Source organism: Streptomyces sp. NPDC005408 (genome assembly GCF_040606445.1).
GTDB lineage: Bacteria > Actinomycetota > Actinomycetes > Streptomycetales > Streptomycetaceae > Streptomyces.
The window spans coordinates 46,004-63,614 of the sequence record NZ_JBEXEX010000029.1; the positions used below are offsets into that span (position 1 = coordinate 46,004).

The 17,611-nt window shown below is 70.0% G+C and carries 19 protein-coding genes; 11 read left to right on the forward strand and 8 right to left on the reverse strand.

Annotation, left to right across the window (positions count from 1 at the left end):
* Positions 1-430 precede the first annotated feature (430 nt).
* The 11 genes from ABZS64_RS24785 (at position 431) to ABZS64_RS24835 (ending at position 11,079) form a co-directional block, all read left to right on the forward strand.
* Positions 431-1,540: a hypothetical protein gene (locus tag ABZS64_RS24785; protein WP_355833616.1), complete on the forward strand. Its 1,110-nt coding sequence runs from the start codon at positions 431-433 to the stop codon at positions 1,538-1,540.
* 1 nt (position 1,541) lies between these two features.
* Complete coding sequence (locus ABZS64_RS24790) at positions 1,542-2,288, forward strand: nucleoside monophosphate kinase (RefSeq protein ID WP_355833619.1); 747 nt, start codon at positions 1,542-1,544, stop codon at positions 2,286-2,288.
* A complete protein-coding gene (locus ABZS64_RS24795) occupies positions 2,285-3,103 on the forward strand; it encodes a hypothetical protein (protein WP_355833621.1) in 819 nt (272 codons plus the stop codon). The genes ABZS64_RS24790 and ABZS64_RS24795 overlap by 4 nt, the downstream gene beginning before the upstream one ends.
* Positions 3,100-4,161 (forward strand): pyruvate kinase, encoded by a 1,062-nt coding sequence (gene pyk / locus ABZS64_RS24800; RefSeq protein WP_355833624.1) that lies wholly within the window; start codon positions 3,100-3,102, stop codon positions 4,159-4,161. Before ABZS64_RS24795 ends, pyk begins: the two co-directional genes overlap by 4 nt.
* Positions 4,162-4,165: 4 nt before the next feature.
* Positions 4,166-5,692, forward strand: a complete 1,527-nt coding sequence (locus ABZS64_RS24805) for an AMP-binding protein (protein ID WP_355833626.1) — start codon at positions 4,166-4,168, stop codon at positions 5,690-5,692.
* Entirely contained in the window at positions 5,689-7,026 is a 1,338-nt protein-coding gene (locus ABZS64_RS24810) for a type III PLP-dependent enzyme (RefSeq protein ID WP_355833629.1), read from the forward strand. Before ABZS64_RS24805 ends, ABZS64_RS24810 begins: the two co-directional genes overlap by 4 nt.
* A complete protein-coding gene (locus ABZS64_RS24815) occupies positions 7,023-8,210 on the forward strand; it encodes an acyl-CoA dehydrogenase family protein (RefSeq protein WP_355833632.1) in 1,188 nt (395 codons plus the stop codon). Before ABZS64_RS24810 ends, ABZS64_RS24815 begins: the two co-directional genes overlap by 4 nt.
* 53 nt (positions 8,211-8,263) lie before the next feature.
* Entirely contained in the window at positions 8,264-8,530 is a 267-nt protein-coding gene (locus ABZS64_RS24820) for a phosphopantetheine-binding protein (RefSeq protein ID WP_355833635.1), read from the forward strand.
* Positions 8,527-9,714, forward strand: coding sequence for a nucleotidyltransferase family protein (locus ABZS64_RS24825; protein WP_355833637.1), 1,188 nt, complete (start codon positions 8,527-8,529; stop codon positions 9,712-9,714). Before ABZS64_RS24820 ends, ABZS64_RS24825 begins: the two co-directional genes overlap by 4 nt.
* Positions 9,715-9,840: 126 nt before the next feature.
* Positions 9,841-10,509, forward strand: a complete 669-nt coding sequence (locus ABZS64_RS24830; RefSeq protein WP_355833640.1) for an LmbU family transcriptional regulator — start codon at positions 9,841-9,843, stop codon at positions 10,507-10,509.
* A 39-nt stretch (positions 10,510-10,548) separates the two neighbouring features.
* A complete protein-coding gene (locus ABZS64_RS24835; protein ID WP_355833643.1) occupies positions 10,549-11,079 on the forward strand; it encodes an NUDIX domain-containing protein in 531 nt (176 codons plus the stop codon).
* Between the two features lie 83 nt (positions 11,080-11,162).
* Here ABZS64_RS24835 and ABZS64_RS24840 read toward each other — a convergent pair whose 3' ends face one another.
* The 8 genes from ABZS64_RS24840 to ABZS64_RS24875 form a co-directional block, all read right to left on the reverse strand.
* Positions 11,163-11,558, reverse strand: a complete 396-nt coding sequence (locus ABZS64_RS24840) for a PIN domain-containing protein (RefSeq protein ID WP_355833645.1) — start codon at positions 11,556-11,558, stop codon at positions 11,163-11,165.
* Positions 11,555-11,827 carry a hypothetical protein gene (locus ABZS64_RS24845; protein WP_355833648.1) on the reverse strand — a complete coding sequence of 91 codons (273 nt, stop codon included), beginning with the start codon at positions 11,825-11,827 and terminating at the stop codon, positions 11,555-11,557. Before ABZS64_RS24845 ends, ABZS64_RS24840 begins: the two co-directional genes overlap by 4 nt.
* 24 nt (positions 11,828-11,851) lie before the next feature.
* Complete coding sequence (locus tag ABZS64_RS24850; RefSeq protein ID WP_355833650.1) at positions 11,852-12,646, reverse strand: SDR family oxidoreductase; 795 nt, start codon at positions 12,644-12,646, stop codon at positions 11,852-11,854.
* Between the two features lie 5 nt (positions 12,647-12,651).
* Positions 12,652-13,665: an NADP-dependent oxidoreductase gene (locus ABZS64_RS24855; RefSeq protein ID WP_355833653.1), complete on the reverse strand. Its 1,014-nt coding sequence runs from the start codon at positions 13,663-13,665 to the stop codon at positions 12,652-12,654.
* A 183-nt stretch (positions 13,666-13,848) separates the two neighbouring features.
* A complete protein-coding gene (locus tag ABZS64_RS24860) occupies positions 13,849-14,763 on the reverse strand; it encodes a PfkB family carbohydrate kinase (RefSeq protein ID WP_355833656.1) in 915 nt (304 codons plus the stop codon).
* Positions 14,760-15,752 (reverse strand): zinc-dependent alcohol dehydrogenase family protein, encoded by a 993-nt coding sequence (locus tag ABZS64_RS24865; RefSeq protein ID WP_355833659.1) that lies wholly within the window; start codon positions 15,750-15,752, stop codon positions 14,760-14,762. Before ABZS64_RS24865 ends, ABZS64_RS24860 begins: the two co-directional genes overlap by 4 nt.
* The gene (locus ABZS64_RS24870; protein ID WP_355833661.1) at positions 15,749-16,651 is read right to left on the reverse strand and encodes a carbohydrate ABC transporter permease; all 903 of its coding nucleotides are present in this window, start codon (positions 16,649-16,651) and stop codon (positions 15,749-15,751) included. Before ABZS64_RS24870 ends, ABZS64_RS24865 begins: the two co-directional genes overlap by 4 nt.
* Positions 16,648-17,565, reverse strand: coding sequence for a sugar ABC transporter permease (locus ABZS64_RS24875; RefSeq protein ID WP_355833746.1), 918 nt, complete (start codon positions 17,563-17,565; stop codon positions 16,648-16,650). Before ABZS64_RS24875 ends, ABZS64_RS24870 begins: the two co-directional genes overlap by 4 nt.
* Positions 17,566-17,611: the final 46 nt, after the last annotated feature.

Consider the following 17,611-nt stretch of genomic DNA (forward strand, 5'->3'; position numbering starts at 1 on the left):
GCGCCACGGTCGCGTGGCGCGGAATGCCATGGGCCGCCCGAGCATCCTGAATATTCAGGGATTTCCCGTCAAGGACCCCGATACGCAAGGACGTTGGCGTGTCCCGCCGGCGGGACACGGGGGACGGTCCGGCCACGGGGAGCGCGGATCCGAACCCAATTCAGCCGCTTGACCTTTGAACAGAAATATTGTCAGGATCATGGCCCCTTCGAACGAGAGTGTGAGGGATGCCCGCATGCCTTCTTCGTTGTTCAAACAAGTCGCGTCTGCCCAAAACTCGGAATCCAGCCCGCTCGACGCGTTCCGCGCCGAAGTCATCGGCGCACTTTCCCCTTATTCCGAACACGGTCCGGTGCATGCATCCACGTGTTATGTGTGGCCGTCGTCGGAATGCCCGGTCGGATGCGGACATTGCAACTATGCCACCCCCATGTCCTTGGGCCGGCTGACGCGTTACAGCGTCGCCCGCGAACCCGATCCGGTCCTGCGGCTGATGAACGGCATGGGACTGTGGAAGGCGGTGCTCTCCGGCGGCGGCGAGCCGATGGTCGAGCCGGAATTCTGTGAACGTTTCGTGCACGAGATCGATTCGCCTCACCTGGAGGAGATCGAGCTCATCACGAGCGCGCATTTCGCCGAAGACGAGGAAGCGACGCAGCGGCAGGTCCGCCGCCTGGTCGAGGCCTGGCGGAGCCGCCCCGGGCATCTCTCGAAAGCCTCGCTGTCCATCCGTATCAGCCTGGACTGGTTCCATGCCCAGCGCATCGGTGTCGAGCCGGCGGCACGTGTGATCAGCGTGCTGGGCGAGGACGACCTGCGGGACGTGAACTGCTACATCCGCTCCGTCCTGCTGGCGGACGACACGACCTTCGTCCAACTGGCCGACCGCCTCGGCGGGCAGCTCACCGAGATCCGTGACTACCAGCAGGAGATCCTGCTGCCGGACGGCCGCAGCATCCTGATCTACCACAAGAACCTGATCGTCGAAGGCCGCATGAACCAGCGGAAGCTGGACCGGCTGCCGGTCGGCCTGCCCACCGAGTCCCGCGCCGACGTCTTCGGGGAACGCTTCAAGGACACCCGCGGCAAACATGTCCCCGCCCGTGTCTACAACGGACCGCAGGTGCGCCAACTGGACGGACTGGCCTGCCTGATCGAGGACGACGGCAAGGTCCGGATCCTTGAGGGCAACGATCCCGGCCGCAGCCCCAACGTCCGCCGGACCGACGACTGGGACGAGGCGGTGCGCTACCTCTACGCCGATCCGCTCACCGTCTACCTGGTCGACAACGGCCCGCAGGAGCTGGCCGTTCTGCTCGCCGACGCCTTCCCCGACTCGGTGCAGATGGCGGCCGACACCAACCAGCTCTACCACCTCACCGAACTGCTCCTGTCGACACCCGAACGCAGGCTCTACGGGATGCTCAAGACGCTCGGCCTGCACATCGACGAGGGCCGCACCAGCGCCGACGGTTCACTGCTCGACCGCGGGTGGTCCCTGCTCGCCGAACAGGGCACAGCCGTGCCCGGGCGTGCCTGACATGACCAGTGGTACGGCGCTCTCCGCCCACCTGGTGACCGGCCCGCCCGGAGCGGGCAAGACCACCGCGCTCATCGCCCTGGAGGCGCAGCACCCGCAGTTGACCCGGTTCGGCGTACGGGACTACGGGCTGAAGCTCGCCGAGGCCGGCGATCCGCTCGGGCTGGCGGCGCGGGACACCTTGACGCGGGGCGAGCTGCTCCCGGACGAACTCGTACTGCTGCAGTTCGCGCACTTCCTCGACCACCTCCCCGCGGAGGTCCGCTCCGTGGTCGTCGAGGGCTATCCCAGGGACGGGCGCCAGTGCGCCGACCTCGTGGGTGCGCTGGAGGCCAGGGGCGGGCGGGTGGCGTCGTACATCGTGCTGGAGGTGCCGGACGAACTGGTGCGTGCACGGGTGGCCAGGCGCCTGATCTGCGCGCGCTGCGGACTGCCGGTGCCGGAGGCCGCCCCCGGGGCGTGTTCGGAGTGCGGTGGACCGGTCAAGACACGCGACGACGACGCGGCTGCCCGGCTCGACCGGCGGCTGGCGGGCTACCGACGGCTCGGCGCGGACGTGCGGGCGTACTTCGAGGCGCGCGGCCTGCTCAGGATCGTCGACGGGCGACGTGACCCGGCCGAGGTACGCGGCGCGCTCGCCGGTCTCCTGGTGCCGGAGGCGCCGGCCCCGGACGGCGAGCCGGCCCTTCACCGGGCGGGTTCATCGCACGAGAGGCGAGCGCCTTCATCACAGGAGAGGCGAGGATGACACTTTCCGCACCGGACATGATGACCGTGCGACGGTCTGCTCTCGACGCCATCGCAGACCTGCCGCCGGCGGCGGTCCCGCGACGGCCGTTCGAGGACATACAGGTCGACGTGAACGACCACCTGTCGCCCACGGACGCGGGCACCGACGCCGTGCCCGCAAGCCTGGCCCGGGCCGTCGCCGACCGGCTCGTGAGGCACCACGACCGTGTGGGTCCGGGCGCCGCGGTCGTCACGGGTCTGGCATCCCGGTTCGGCCTCGGTACGGCGCGGGTCTTTCACGAGGCGCTGTTCCGCGAGGTGTGGGAGGAGTTCCGCTCGCGCACCGGCCGGCCCGGCCCCGAGGGGCGCTACCGCTTCAAGACGACGGTCACCTCCGACGGCGCCATCCCGCTGGAACTCTACGGAAGCAACTGGAGTTTCAAGCGGCCGCACATCGACCGGGACACGCTCGTCTTCTCTCATCTGTACGGCCCGCTCTCGGGTTTCTCCGGTGGGGGACTGCTCCTCGTGGACGTACGGGTGTACATGCACCGTCACGGACTGCGGTTCAAGGACGTGTTCGAGTGGTCCGACGAACCGACCGAGGGCAGCAAACCGGTGCTGCGCCATGCACACCTCGATGCGGCACTGGACGAGTGCGCCGTCGATCTGGGTGCCATGGGCCCCGACGAGATCCTGTTCGTGAACAACTCCCCGGACGCCGGAATCCTGCACGGAGTGACGGACGTGATCCCCGCCGACCGGGGGGACTTCGTACGGACCTTCCACCGGTGCAGTGTGAAGGAGTCGGAGCGGGGCGGTGAGGACGCATGACCACCGCCGCTTCTCCCCGGCGGACCGCGATCGTCGCCACGCTCGGCCCGGTCAGCGAGACGCGCCGCTGTATCGAGGGCCTCGTCCTGGCCGGCATGGACATGGTTCGCCTCAGCATGAGCAACGGCAGCAGGGAACGGCACCTGCGCACGGCGCGGCTCGTCCGTGAGGTGGCCGCCGAGCACGGCCGCGGCGTCGGGCTCCTCGCCGACCTCCAGGGGCGCAAGAACCGGCTGGGCGCCCTGCCAGGCGGGAGCGCGCAATGGCGCACCGGCGACACCGTCGTGCTGTCCTCCGGCCCGGGCCGAAGCACCCCGTACAGCACGTGGCTCACGCACGGCTGGAACCCCGCGCGTGTGCGGCCCGGCGGAGAGATCCTGATCGACGACGGGGTGGTCGTCCTGGCCATCACCCGTGCCACCGACACCGAGTTGCACTGTGCCGTGGTGGAGGGGGGCGGGGTCACCGACGGCCGGGGCGTCACTCTGCCGGGCGGGACCGTTTTCCCGCCCGGACTGACCGAGCGGGACGCGGACGACCTGCGCTTCGCGCGCGGACTCGGAGTCGAGTCGGTCGCCCTCTCTTTCGCGTACGCGGCCGAGGACTTCGACGCGGTCCGCGCGCTCGCTCCCGAGCCGCTGGTCATCGGCAAGGTCGAGCACCCCGCCGCCGTCGCGGCCCTTCCCTCGCTGGCCGGCGCCTTCGACGGGCTGATGGTGGCACGGGGCGACCTGGCACTCGAAGTCCCCTTCGAGGACGTGCCGTTCGTGCAGCGGCGGACCATCGCCGAGTGCAACGGCAGAGGCAAGCTCTCCATGGTCGCGACCCAGCTGCTGCATTCCATGCGGGAGAGCACGCTGCCCACACGGGCGGAGGTCTCCGACATCGCCCACGCCGTGTCGGACGGCGCCGGAGCCTTGGTCCTGACCGGGGAGACCAGTTACGGACGCCACCCCGTACGCGCGGTGGAGGTGCTTCGACGGGTGATCGAACGCGCGGAGTCACATGCTGCCGAGCACACGCCGGACCTCGGCCTGCCGGCCTGGTCAGGAAGGTGATGAGGTGTCAGTGACCCACCGGACCGGCGAGGTCCGGACCGCCCTCGCGAGCGGCGCCCGGCCGGCGTCCGCTCCCGTCTTCGTGCACGACATCCTCGACAGCGCGCGGGACCGCAGTCCGGACGCGGTCTCCGTGCGCGATGCCCGAGGCGCGTGGACGTACCGGGAGCTGGCCGACCACACCGTGCGGTACGCCGGGTGGCTGCTCGCGCGAGGTGTCGGGCCCGGAGACCGGGTACTCGTGCACGCCGCCTCGGACCGCCGCGTCGTGGCCCTCCTCTACGCGTGCTCCCGCATCGGCGCGGCCCTCGTACCGCTCGGCACCGGGGTCCCGGCCGCACAGCGGGACGAGATCGTCTCCGACGCACGGCCCCGTCTCGTCCTCGGCGACGAGACGGCACTCCCCCCGCTGGACGGGGAGCCATCGGGGGACGAAGCGGCCACCCCCGCGACCGGCCCTCAAGCAGGCGTACCGGCCGATGCCCTCGTGCCCGCCCTGGTCGTGTACACCTCGGGCAGCACCGCGCGGCCCAAGGGGATTGTCTGCCCGCACCGGCAGGTGGTCTTCGCAGCCTGCGCCATCGCCGAGCGACTGCGCTACCGAGCGGACGACGTGGTCTTCTGCCGACTGCCGCTGTCCTTCGACTACGGGCTGTACCAGGCGCTTCTCGCCGCCCTCGCGACCGCCGAGCTGGTGCTTGCCGGGCCGGGCGACGACGCGGGACTGCTGGCGGCACTGCGGCGCCGCAACGCGACCGTCGTCCCGCTCGTACCGTCCCTGGCGTCCTTGCTCGTGAAGCTGGCCGCACGTGACCGACGGCCCACCCGGGTCAGGCTGTTCACGAACACTGGCGAGGCGCTGCCCCCACCCACGATCGAGGGCCTGCGTGAGCGGTTCCCCGGCGCAGGAGTGCAGCTGATGTTCGGCACCTCGGAATGCAAGAGGGTCACCATCGCGGACGTCGACGCGGACCGGCTCAGGCCCGGATCGCTCGGCGTGCCGTTGCGGGGCACCGAGGTCGAGGTGCTCGACGAGTCCGGGGCGCGTATACCGGCCGGCTCCGCCGGGGAGATCGTCGTGTCGGGCCCCCATGTGATGGCCGGCTACTGGGACGCGCCGGAGCTGACCGCCCGCGTCTTCCGACGCGATCCCCACTCGGGTGAACTCCGCCTCCACACCGGCGACTTCGGGCATCTGGATGCCGACGGCCACCTGTACTTCCACGGGCGGCGCGACCATGTCTTCAAGCACAACGGCACGCGCACGAGCGTCACCGAGATCGAGGCGGCCGCGCTCACGGTCCCCGGGGTGACGGCTGCGGCCGTGGTCCCGCCGACGGGTGGCCGGGGCGCTCTGCTCTACGCCGTGGTGACGTCGGGCTCGCCCGCGGGCGTCCTGCGTGAACTGCACGAGCGGATCGACCCGTTGAAGGTCCCCGCGCTGTGCCGGGTGGTCCGGGAGCTGCCCCTCGGACCGTCCGGGAAGATCGACCGCACCGCCCTGCGGCTGCTTGCAGGAGGCGACGTATGACCGATCTTCCGGCGCTGGTCTCGCGCTTCGGCAGCCCTTTGTACGTGTACCGGCTGGAGAGCGTCCGCGACGCGCTGCTCGACCTCCGCCGTGCGCTGCCCGAGCCCACGACGCTCTACTACTCGTTCAAGGCCAACCCGCACCCCGACATCGCCCGGGAACTTCAACTGGGCGGCTGTCACGGCGAGTTGAGCTCCACCGGCGAACTCGCGGCGGCACTCCAGGCCGGTTTCGACGGCGGGCGCTGTCTCTACACAGGCCCAGCCAAGAGCCGCGAGGAGATCTCCGCCGCGATCAGAGCCGGCGTACGGCGGTTCTCGGTGGAGTCGGCCGCCGATCTGCGCGGGGTCGGCGCGGTCGCGGCCGCCCTGGGGGTGACCGCGGAATGCCTCGTGCGGATCAGCACCCGCTCCGTCGGCGCGTCGAGCCTGCGTATGGGCGGTGGGGCCCAGTTCGGCGTCGACGCCGGCGAAGTGCTCGCCGATCCCCGACAGTTCGGCGACATCGACGGCGCGCGGGTCGTGGGGGCGCATATCTTCCCGCTGAGCAACGCGCATGACGAGGACGCGCTCATCGCCGAGTTCACGGCGAGCATCGAGCTGGCGGGCCGGCTTCGTGACGGCGGACTGCCGATGAGGGTCATCGACCTCGGTGGCGGGTTCGCCGCCCCATACGCCCAGCCCGGTGAGCGGCCCCGCTACCCCCGGCTGCTCGCCGCCCTGGAGTCGGCGCTCGACGCCCGGCTCGCGGGCTGGCGCGAGGGGAATCCGGAGGTCGCCTTCGAGTCCGGCAGGCATCTCGTAGCCGAGTCCGGAACGCTGGTGACGACGGTGGTCGACATCAAGGAGGATCCAGGCAGGTCCTTCGTGCTGCTCGACAGCGGCATCAACCATCTGGGAGGCATGGCTGGCCTCGGCCGTCTGCTGCGGCCGGCCGCCACACCACGACGAACGGACGGCGACGAGTACGCCGTTCGCAGCAGACGCCCCACGGACGGCGGCCCGGGCACGGCGATCGAGGACGGTGGCCGCGCCGGCCGGACGACGCTCGTGGGCCCGCTGTGCACCCCCGCCGACGTGCTCGGCCGCGATGTGCCCGTGGGCAAGGTGGCCGGAGGGGAGCTGCTGATCTTTCCGAACGTCGGCGCGTACGGACTGACAGCGAGCCTTCTCGCCTTCCTGAGCAGGCCGACGCCGACCGAAATCGTCCTGCGTGACGGCCGGGTCACCTCCGCCACCCGGCTGGAGCTGGTCCGCACGGCCGTCGAGGACGAGCCGCCCGCCGGGCCGGAACCCGCGTCGCAACCACCCGAGGGTGAACGGAGTCATCCATGACAGTCGGCGAAACGACCGCCCGGGCCACCGCCCTGGAACGCGCGCAGGCGGTACGACCGGTCCTCGAGAAGTACGCGGCGGAAGTCGACGCCACGGGAGAGTTCCCGGTGGCGGGAGTTCGGGCGCTGCGGGACAGCGGACTGCTCGGACTGCTGGTTCCCGCCCGCCACGGAGGGCTCGACGGCGATGTGGGCGATCTGGTCGACATCGCCCAGGTCCTCGCGGGCGGCTGTCTGTCCACGGGACTGATCTGGGCGATGCACTGCCAGCAGGTCGACGCGCTCGTGAACCACGGCAGTCCCGCCCTCCTCGACGAGCTGCTGCCGCGGATCGCCGCCGGCGAGGTCTACCTCGCGTCCGTCACCACGGAACCCCGCACGGGCGGCCATCTGCTGACGGCGGCGGCCCCGCTGCGCGAGGCTGACGGAGGACTGGCCTTCGAGCGGTGGGCCCCGATCGTGACCGGCGGCGAACACGCCGACGGCTTCCTCATCACGCTGCTCGCCTCGGAGGACTCCGCCGAGAACCAGGTGAGCCTCGTGTACGCCGACCGCGACCGGCTGCGCTCACAGACGCACGGCGGCTGGGATCCGCTGGGCATGCGCGGCACCCGCAGCGTGGGGATGCGGCTGAGCGGAGTCGTCCCGGCCCACCATGTCGTGGGCGAGCCCGGCGGGTTCAGGACGGTGGCCACGGAAAGCATGATCGTCGCCGGGCATCTCGGCTGGGCCGCGTGCTGGCTCGGCGCGGCCCGTGCCGCGACGAGTGCCGTCGTTGCACTGCTGCGCTCGCCGCGGCGCCCCCGCGGGGTGGACCTGCGTTCGGACCTCATGGCCGAGAGGCTGGCCCGGATCCGGATGGACCTGGAGTTGGTCGGCGGCTATCTGCACCGGGTGCGCGACGAGGTCCTCGCCCACCGGGCGGCGGGGCGGTCGGTGGACAACCCCAGCAGCCAGATCCACCTGAACACGCTCAAGGTCACCGCGGCCGAGCTGACCTTCCGGGCCGTGGACCGGCTCATGCAGCTCACCGGCCTGGCGACCGGGTACCTGAAGGACTCGCCGGTTCCGCTGGAACGCCATTTCCGGGACCTCCGCTCGGCGAGCCTCAACTACTCCAACGACCGTCTGCTGACAGCCACCGGCACGCTCACGCTGCTCGACCGCGCGGTCCGACTCGCCTGACCCCGGGCCCCTTGGGCTCGCTTCGCCCGCCGAACCTCCGGAGGAGTAATTCCATGGCAACCACCCCGTGGCCGCCCGACTTCGACACCCTGCTGCGCACGCATCTGCCGCTGCTCGACAGCACCGAACGGGTCACCCCCGACCTGCCGCTGTCCCAGTACGGCCTGGATTCGCTGGCGACGGTGACCCTCCTGCTGGAGCTGGAGGACCAGTACGAAGTCAGCGTTCCGGACGAGCTGCTGTCCGCGACCACGTTCGCCGATCCCGCGAGCCTGTGGGCCGTCGTGACGGAGCTGAGGGGACAGGAATCCGCCGCATGACCACGACCGTGTCCGACCTCCTGGCACCGCCGTCACTGAGCGGTCTCTCCCTCGAAGCGCAGCTCGTCCTGTCCGCGGCCCGGCTGCGGCTCACGACGGCCCAACAGGCCCGGATCCACCGCTTCCTGGTGACGCACGGCAAGGAACTCGACTGGGGGCGGCTGGTGGACCTCGCGGCCCGGCACGGCGTCCTGCCGCTGCTGGGGCGCAACCTCATCCGGCTGCGGCTGACCCAGTCCGAGGAGGGCCGCCCCCTCGCGCCGTACCGCTGGATCCTCTCCTATGTCTACGAGGGGAATCGCCGCCGGAATCTCGCGCTCGCCGACGAATACGCAAAGGTGGTGCGGAGACTGAACGAACTCGGCATCGAATATGCCATTCGCAAGGGCCCCGTCCTGTGCGAAGGGGTCTACCGGGACATCGGTGCGCGTCGCATGGGCGACCTGGATGTGCTGCTGCGGCGCGAGGACTTCCCGGCGTTTGCCGCCTGCGCGGACGACCTCGGTTACGAACAGGGGCAGTCCTCACAGAGCGGCGAGAAGATCGTCCCCTTCGACCGCAGGACCCGAATGTTCTGGCAGGTCAACCTGAGCAATGTCGGTCTCCCTTATCTGAAGCTCGCGCAGCGGGACGACGTGGAGTTGTTCATTCTGGACCCCTGCTTCAGCCTGTTCCAGGCGCGTTCCGGTATCGACACCGACTCGGCGGAGTTTCTCGGCCGGGCCGTTCCCACCACCGTCTTCGGCGAGCCCGCCCGGATGCTGGACCCCGTTGACCAGGTCATCGACGCCAGTGTGCAGCTGCATGTCGAGGCGACCACGCTTTACTACATCGAAATCGGAAAGGACCTGACTCTCCTCAAATTCCTCGACTTTATCGAACTTTTGCACCCAATCCGGGGGGAAGCCCTGAATCGCCTTTCGGACAGGGTGGCCGAGTATGACTGCCCAACGAGTGTCCACTACGCACTGCACTATGCCGCCCAGCTCTATCCGGACGATGTCCCTGGTGAACTTCTTTCACGTTTCACACCCCAAGACCTGAGACACCTGGACGAATACGGCGAGCTTGACGGAGACGTCCAAACCTGGCAACAGGGGTTTGCCGAGCGCCTTTTCGACCCATTCCGAGCAAGGTCACTCAGTACGGGCAGCAACGTACCCGGCCCGCGTGCCGCGATTTAGCCACGACCACCCCTCCGTGTTTATTGCCAGTTCGTGAAATGGTCACGGTCAGCCTTGTCCCCGCCGAAGGACCTGACCGACCATCGAAATTGATCATGCACCTAGTGAACAAACGGGGGAAATGCGATGAGTGGTGACCGAAATGGCAGGGGCACAGCGGTGGTCACAGCGGACCGCGTGTTGCTCGAAGGTGTGGCGCGGACCCGTCGGACAGCCCTCTCGCTCATGCCCCACGCGACGTTCGCGGACTGGACCAGGGTGGGACGCCAGCTGTTCCTGATCACGGACTCGTCGTCGTGGTGGCTGGCGGACTGGCTCATCTTCGGCCAGGACGCCTATCCCGACCGCTACCGGCGGGCAGTGGAACAGACCGGTCTGGACTACCAGACGCTGCGCAACTACGCCTGGGTCGCCCGGCGGTTCCCGGCCGAGCGGCGCCGAGCCAAGCTGAGCCTCCAGCATCACGCGGAGGTCGCGGCGCTCGGCCCGCAGGAGCAGGACGCGTGGCTGAGCCGGGCGGAGGAGGGCAACTGGTCGCGGAACCTGCTGCGGAGGAATCTCAAGAACGCGTTGTCCAACGGCTCGGCGGACGCGCCGGCGCGCGAGGTCCGCGTGCACATCAAGACCACGGCCGAGCGTGAGGTCGTGTGGGCGCGGGCCGCCGAGGGCGCGGGCCAGAGCCTCCCCGAGTGGATCATCGAAAGGCTCGACGAGGCCGCCGGCGAGGCCGCCCCGGACGCGGCCGAAGGAGCCGACCGGACCTGGCGGGAAGCACTGGAGGCCGCTGTGCGGTGACCTGGTTCCGGCCCGCTGTCACGAACGAACGGAGAGCCAATGGCACACAGGCCCTCGACGGACCTCTCGCAGTCGGCGAACCCTGCGCAGGTCAGGCGCACCCGCGAGCCGCAGGCGGTTCTCGGCGTCGGCGTGATCGTCCTGTCCCCGGCCGGCCGCGTCCTGCTCGGGCTGCATCGGAGCGGGGGCTGGGAACTCCCCGGCGGAAAAGTCGATCCCGGCGAGTCCCTCCAGGCCGCCGCCGTCCGGGAACTCCGGGAGGAGACGGGGCTGTCGGCCCGGGCCGGGGACGTGCAAGTCCTGGCGATGCTGCTCGACACCGATCACGGGATCAACCGGGTGACCGTCGCCGCGCTGATCTCGACGTACGAGGGAGAGCCCGTAGCGGCCGAACCCCATCTGATCGAGCGATGGGCCTGGACCGAGCCCGTACACCCCCCAGGACCGCTGTTCACCCCCTCGGCCCAGGTCCTCACCGCCTGGCGCCCCGACCTGTCACTGCACCACCCCCGGGCCCACGTCCATCGATTCCTGTCCCCGGCGAAGCCGGAGCGGGGCGAAGTGGCCTGAAGCGGCGCGGGCAGGCAAGGCGCGGAGGCGCTGGGTCATGGTCGTGCCACGAGATCGACCACGTGCAGGGGTGGTCGCGTGGGTCAGATTTTGATCACGCGGACGCCGCCGGAGCTGCACAGCATGAGGAGATCCTCAGGGTCCGAGGTCAGGATGGTTACCGGGGCGGGCGAAGCCAGCGCAGTGGCGGCCACGATTGCGTCCAGGGCGTACTTGTGGCCGTGCAGGCCTGCTGCGGCCAGGAGTTTGCTCGCGTGGCGGGCGATGGTTTCCGTCGGCGGGATGATGTTCACCCGTGAGACGGCGTAGTCGAACCTGGCCTGGTCGACCTTGGGGTCGCATGCCTCGACGAGCGTGACGGAGCTGGTCACCACGCGGATGTCTTCGGCTTCGGCAGCGGTCAGCCACTCGGTGAGCTCGGGAGAGCGCCGTACGAGTTTGGACAGCCCTTCGCAGTCCAGAACAAGAGTTCCGCTCACGCGGCGTCCGCCGAGCCGGCCGTGTCGCCGCGCAGGACTGCTCGCTTGGCTTCGACCGCTGCCTGGTCGACCGGGCCGTGCTCGGCTTCTGCGTCCTCGATGAGTTCGCGCAGCCGTTCGCGCTCCAGTTGCCGCTGAATGAGAGCTTCGACGTACGCGGACATGCCGCGCTTGCCGGTGCGCTCCCTGAGCGCTGCGATCGTGCCTTCATGGAGGGAGACGGATACCGGCCGGACAGGGCCTTCGCCGGGCGCGGGAAGAGTGGCCATACCGAAAGTTTAACAATGCGATTGTTATTTGTCGCCTTCGGCGGCCTCGTCGATGCGCCGCCGCAGCCGCCGCATCCCCCTGAGCCACCGTTCCGTATCCGTCGCCCGGAACGTGTAGTGCTCCCGTACCTCGGCGTGCGGAAGGATCAGGAACCGCCCGTCCGCGAGGCCCTCCATGACCTCGTCGGCCACCTGCTCGGGTTTGAGGACGTTGCCGCCGAGCACCGCCTTTGCGGCCGCGTCGGTCTTCTCGTACATCTCGGTGCGGACGCCCAGCGGGCACACGACCTGGACCGTCAGGCCCTGGTCGCCGTAGGTGGCCGAGAGCCACTCGGCGAAGGCCAGGGCGCCGTGCTTGGACACCGAGTACGGGGCCGATTCGAGGTGGGTCAGCAGGCCGGCGGCGGAGACCGTGGCCAGGAAGTGGCCGCGGCCCCGTTCAAGCCACGGGCCGATCAGGTGACGCGTCACCCGCACGTGGCCCATGACGTTCACCTGCCAGACCTGGTCCCACACCTGCTCCGGGGTGTGTACCCCGCCGCCGGGCTCGATGCCCGCGTTGGCGCAGAACAGGTCGATCTCACCGAGGTGGGCGCGCGCGGCCGCCACCATGGCGGCAACGCTCTCCTCGGCGCCGGCGTCGCCCGGTACGGCGAGCCCGCCGACCTCGGCGGCGACCCGGGCGGCCGCCGCGGCGTCCAGGTCGTTGACCACGAGCCGGGCGCCCTCGGCGGCGAAACGGCGGGCGAGTGCCGCTCCGATGCCCGACCCGGCGCCCGTGACGACGACACCCGCGCCCTTGAGATCCATGGCTGCCATCTGTCCTACTCGTCCGCGATCTTGAGCACGAGCTTGCCGAGGTTCTCACCGCGGAACAGCCGCATCAGGGTGTCGGGGAATGCCGCGACTCCGCCGGACACCACGTCCTCAACCGAGCGCAGCCGGCCCGCCGCCCGCCACCCGGCCAGTTCGGTGACGGCCTCGGCATACCGGTCGGCGTAGTCGAAGACCACCATTCCGGTCATGGTGGCCCGATTGACCAGCAGCGACATGTAGTTGCTCGGTCCCTTGACCGGCTCGGTGTTGTTGTACTGGGAGATCGCGCCGCAGATGACGATCCGGGCGCCGCGCGCCAGCCTGGTCAGCACCGCGTCCAGGATGTCGCCGCCGACATTGTCGAAGTAGACGTCCACACCGTCCGGGGCGTGCTCGCGCAGGGCCTTGCGCACATCCTCGGTCTGGTAGTCGATCGCGGCGTCGAAGCCGAACTCCTCGACCACCGAACGGCACTTGCGCTCTCCTCCGGCGATGCCGATGACCCGGCAGCCGAGGATCTTGGCGACCTGACCGACCACGTTGCCGACCGCGCCCGCCGCTCCGGAGACCACGACCGTCTGCCCCGGCTTCGGGAGTCCGATGTCGAGCAGGCCGAAGTAGGCCGTCATGCCCGACATGCCAAGAGTGCCGAGATACACGGGCAGCGGCGCCAGCTCCGGGTCGACCTTGGTGACGCCGCGACCGTCCGACAGGCAGTACTCCTGGACGCCGAACGTGCCGGACACGTGATCCCCGACCGCGAAGTCGGGGTGCCGGGAGGCGATGACCCGGCCCACCGCGCCGGCCCGCATCACCTCGCCGATTTCGACGGGTCGTATGTACGACTTGCCCGCGTTCATCCAGCCGCGCATCGCCGGATCGATCGACAGGTAGAGCACCTGCACCAGCAGCTCGCCCTCACCCGGCTCGCCGACCGGCTCCTCGACGTGTTCCCAGTCGGTGGGCCGGGGCTGCCCCACGGGGCGTGCGGCCAGGCGCAATTGACGGTTGGTGCGGCTCATCTTCGCGGCTCCTCGGCCGTGGTGGGCAAATCCAGCACGTACCAACTGGTCGGTACGTCACTCGTGAGGCTAGATGCCGCCGTAACAGGAGGCAAGCGGCCGACCAAACGGCCACGAGTGGCGCCCGTCACATCGTCGACCGCCCCGCCCCGCCGGAGGGGGATGGTCCGGCGGGGCGAGGGTTCATACGGACGCCGGTGCCGAGGGCTCCGTGCCCGGCTGGGTGACCACCGAGGCCGCCACCTGGGCTGCGAACTCCAGCATGCTCACCGCGCGGTCCGGGCTCAGCATGCGCTCCCAGCCCCCCGTCGTGCCGAGCCAGGCGAGGGTGCCCGCCATGAATGCGTCTCCGGCGCCGATGGTGTTGACCACCGCGACCGGGACGGCCGGTACGGAAACGGGCGGGCCGGAGGGGGTGTGGGCGGTGGCGCCGTGGGGGCCGCGGGTAAGGATCACCAGGCGGCCGCCCGCGGCCAGTCGGCGGCAGGTCTCGTCCGGGGCGGTGTCCGGCCACAGACGCAGTAGGTCCTCGTCGCTGGCCTTCACGACATGGGCCAGTTCGCACAGGTCACGCAGCAGGGCGAGGCTCCTGCCACGGTCGAGTGTGCGGTCCTCGCGGACGTTGGGGTCCACCACCAGCAGGGAGCGCCGGGCGGCAGCCTCGGCGGTCGAGGCGACGGCCTGGGCAGCCGGGTCGACTACCGCGGCCAGGCCTCCCACGTACACCGCGCCGAAGCGGCCGACCTCGGCCGCCCGGTCCGGGAAGCGGAAGGTCGCGGTGGACTGCAGGTGGAAGTGGTAGCCGGTCCCCGTCTCCCCCGGGTCGGCGACCGCCAGGGCCGTGGGCAGGCCGGATTGGGCGCAGAGGGTGAGATCCACGCCCGCGCCGGCCAGCCGCCGCTCGATGGACCGCGCGAAGCTGTCGCCGCCGAGTGCTCCGGCGAACGAGACGGGCCTACCGAGGCGGGCCAGGCCGGCCGCGACATTGGCGGGGGCGCCGCCCGGCTGGGCGCGCAGGGTCTCCGGCTCGCCCGGGACGGGGACGAGATCGATGAGTGCCTCGCCCAGGACCAGTACGGAGTCGCGGCCTGCGGTCACGGCTGCACCACGATCTTGCGGCCCTGGCCCGCCTTGAACCGCTCGATGGCCTCGGGGTACTGGTCCAGCGGCAGCCGGTCGCTGATGAAGACGGACGGGTCGAGCACTCCGGACGCGAAGAGCGCGGCGGCTCGCTCATAGCTGTGCAGCACAGCCATGGAGCCGGTGATGGTGATCTCCTGGTTGTAGATCCGGTACGGCTCGATCACCGCGGTCGTCGCATAGTCGGCAACCCCGAACTGCAGGAAGGTGCCCCCCTTCGCGACCCGTCCGAGGCCGTCCTGGATGGCCCCCGCATTGCCGGTCGCGTCGACGACGAAGTCCCAGCCGCCCGGCTGGTCCAGCTCCTCGGCGCCGGCTGCCGAGCGGGAGCAGCCGAGCAGCGAGGCGGTCGCGAGGCGGTCCGGGTTGATGTCGAGTACGTCCACGCTCGCGGCGCCGGTGCGCTTGGCCAGCTCCAGCATCATCAGGCCCATGGTCCCGGAGCCGTAGATCAGCACATTGGCACCGAGGGTGCTGCTGTTCAGTACGTCGTATCCGCGCACCGCGCAGGACAGCGGCTCGATCAGTGCCGCGTCCTTGACGTCGATATGGTCCGGCAGCCGTACGCAGTTGGCGACGGGGGCGACGGCGAACTCGGCCGCGCCGCCCGGCACGGTGACGCCGATGGCGGCCCACCGGTCGCAGAGGTTGCCGCGTCCTGCCCGGCAGTAGCGGCACTCGTGACAGTGCAGGGACGGGTCGACGGCGACCTTGTCGCCGAGGGCCAGTTCGGTGACCTCACTCCCGATGCCCACGATCTCACCGGCGAACTCGTGGCCGGGCAGGATCGGCAGTGTGGGCGCGAACTCGCCCTGCAGAATGTGCAGATCGGTGCCGCACAGACCGCACGAGGCCACCGAGACGACGACCTCCCGCGGTCCCGGCGTCGGATCGGGAACCGTCGTGACGGAGACCTTGCCGGGGGCTTCGACGATCGCTGCCCTCATTTAACAGCTCCAAGAGAGAGGCCCTGGACGAGCTTGTCCTGGGCGGCGTATCCGGCGGCGAGCACCGGCAGGGACACAACGACGGACGCGGCGCACAGCTGGGCGAGGAACAGGCCCTGGCTGGTGACGAATCCGGTCAGATACACAGGCGCGGTCTGGGCGACGACGCCGGTGAGCACGCGGGCGAAGAGCAGTTCGTTCCAGCTGAAGATGAAGCAGATAAGCGCGGTGGCCGCGATCCCGGGGGCGGCCACGGGAGCGACCACCCGGGCCAGGACCGTGGGCAGCCTGGCGCCGTCGACCTGAGCCGCTTCGATGATCGAGACGGGCACGTCCGCGAGGAACGACTGCATCATCCACACCGCGATCGGCAGGTTCATCGAGGTGTAGAGGATGACCAGGAGCCAGATGTTGTCCAGCATCCCGGCGTTCTTCGCGAAGAGATAGACGGGCAGCAGCCCTGCGACGACCGGGAGCATCTTCGTGGACAGGAAGAAGAACATCACGTCCGTCCACTTGCGTACGCGCCGGATGGAGAGCGCGTACGCCGCCGGGAGGGCGAGGACGAGCACCAGCAGGGTCGAGAAGGCGGACGCGGTCAGGGAGTTGATCAGCGACGGCCAGGGGCTCGGCCCGCCGCCCGCGCCGAAGAACTCCCGGTAGCTGTCCAGGGTCAGCGGCGCGGCGAAGGAGGGCGGATTGGTCGCAGCGTCCGGCTCGGAGTGCAGTGACGTGAGCAGCATCCACGCGGCGGGCAGGCAGAACCCGATGCCCGCCACCCAGGCGAGCAGGCCCAGCACTGCGGAGCGGCGCCTGGCCCGGCGCGCGGCGGGCGGCAGCAGTTCCGGCGCCGGTTTCGACGGAGCCGGGGCGGCTGCGGGAGCGGTATGAGCGGTCATGCGCGGTTCGCCTCCTCACGGAAGAGGGACGAGACCACCCGGAGCGCGAACGTCGCGATGATCATCGTGCCGATCACGACGACGACTCCCGCGGCGGACGCCAGTCCGTACTCGTGGGCTTGGTAGAAGGTCTGGTAGATCGTGTACGGGAGGTTGGCGGTGCCGAGCCCTCCGGAGGTGATCGTGAACACCGCGTCGAAGTTCTGCACGATGTACACGGAGCCGAGCAGGACGCCCAGTTCGAGGTAGCGGCGCAGATGCGGCAGCGTGAGATAGCGGAAGGACTGCCAGGCGCTCGCCCCGTCGAGGTGCGCGGCCTCCATCATGTCGGCGGGCCTGCTCTGCAGCCCCGCGAGCAGGATCAGCATCATGAACGGCGTCCACTGCCAGACCAGGGCTGCCTCGACCGCGATCAGCGGCATGCCGGATATCCAGTCCGGCTGGGCGGGAGTGTCGTCGCCGAAGAGTCCGGCGACCCAGTTCCAGGCCCCGTTGAGAAGCCCGTACTCCGGGTTGTAGAGCGCGTGCTTCCACAGCAGCGCGGCCGAGACCGGGACGATCAGGAAGGGCGTGATGAGCAGGGTGCGCACCATGCCGCGCCCGAAGAACGTGCGGTCGAGGAGCAGGGCGAGCAGCAGTCCGAGTACCACGGTGGCGATGACGACGCTCGCGGTGAGCAGGACCGTGGTGAAGACCGAGTCACGCAGCTCCGGGTCGGTGACCACGGTGCCGTAGTTGGCGAGTCCGGCGAAGCTGCGCTCGTCGGGGCTCAGCGAGTTCCAGTCGAAGAGGGAGATCACCAGCGTTGCCACGAAGGGCAGTTGGGTGACCGCGATCAGGAAGACGAGGGCCGGAAGGAGCGGGGCACGGGTGGCCCAGGCCCGTACTCCCCCCTTCCGCTGCTTCGGCTGCAGCGCCTGCTTCGAGCGGACCTGCGGGCTGTGCGGCTGGGTGGTGACG

Excerpts from the sequence above, each read along its gene's own strand:
- ABZS64_RS24835 (WP_355833643.1), top strand. The coding sequence starts at position 10,549 with ATGGCACACAGGCCCTCGACGGACCTCTCGCAGTCGGCGAACCCTGCG.
- ABZS64_RS24820 (WP_355833635.1), top strand. The coding sequence starts at position 8,264 with ATGGCAACCACCCCGTGGCCGCCCGACTTCGACACCCTGCTGCGCACG.
- ABZS64_RS24830 (WP_355833640.1), top strand. The coding sequence starts at position 9,841 with ATGAGTGGTGACCGAAATGGCAGGGGCACAGCGGTGGTCACAGCGGAC.
- ABZS64_RS24795 (WP_355833621.1), top strand. The coding sequence starts at position 2,285 with ATGACACTTTCCGCACCGGACATGATGACCGTGCGACGGTCTGCTCTC.
- ABZS64_RS24790 (WP_355833619.1), top strand. The coding sequence starts at position 1,542 with ATGACCAGTGGTACGGCGCTCTCCGCCCACCTGGTGACCGGCCCGCCC.
- ABZS64_RS24850 (WP_355833650.1), bottom strand. The coding sequence starts at position 12,646 with ATGGCAGCCATGGATCTCAAGGGCGCGGGTGTCGTCGTCACGGGCGCC.
- ABZS64_RS24865 (WP_355833659.1), bottom strand. The coding sequence starts at position 15,752 with ATGAGGGCAGCGATCGTCGAAGCCCCCGGCAAGGTCTCCGTCACGACG.
- ABZS64_RS24870 (WP_355833661.1), bottom strand. The coding sequence starts at position 16,651 with ATGACCGCTCATACCGCTCCCGCAGCCGCCCCGGCTCCGTCGAAACCG.
- ABZS64_RS24815 (WP_355833632.1), top strand. The coding sequence starts at position 7,023 with ATGACAGTCGGCGAAACGACCGCCCGGGCCACCGCCCTGGAACGCGCG.
- ABZS64_RS24825 (WP_355833637.1), top strand. The coding sequence starts at position 8,527 with ATGACCACGACCGTGTCCGACCTCCTGGCACCGCCGTCACTGAGCGGT.
- ABZS64_RS24785 (WP_355833616.1), top strand. The coding sequence starts at position 431 with ATGTCCTTGGGCCGGCTGACGCGTTACAGCGTCGCCCGCGAACCCGAT.
- pyk (WP_355833624.1), top strand. The coding sequence starts at position 3,100 with ATGACCACCGCCGCTTCTCCCCGGCGGACCGCGATCGTCGCCACGCTC.
- ABZS64_RS24855 (WP_355833653.1), bottom strand. The coding sequence starts at position 13,665 with ATGAGCCGCACCAACCGTCAATTGCGCCTGGCCGCACGCCCCGTGGGG.
- ABZS64_RS24810 (WP_355833629.1), top strand. The coding sequence starts at position 5,689 with ATGACCGATCTTCCGGCGCTGGTCTCGCGCTTCGGCAGCCCTTTGTAC.
- ABZS64_RS24845 (WP_355833648.1), bottom strand. The coding sequence starts at position 11,827 with ATGGCCACTCTTCCCGCGCCCGGCGAAGGCCCTGTCCGGCCGGTATCC.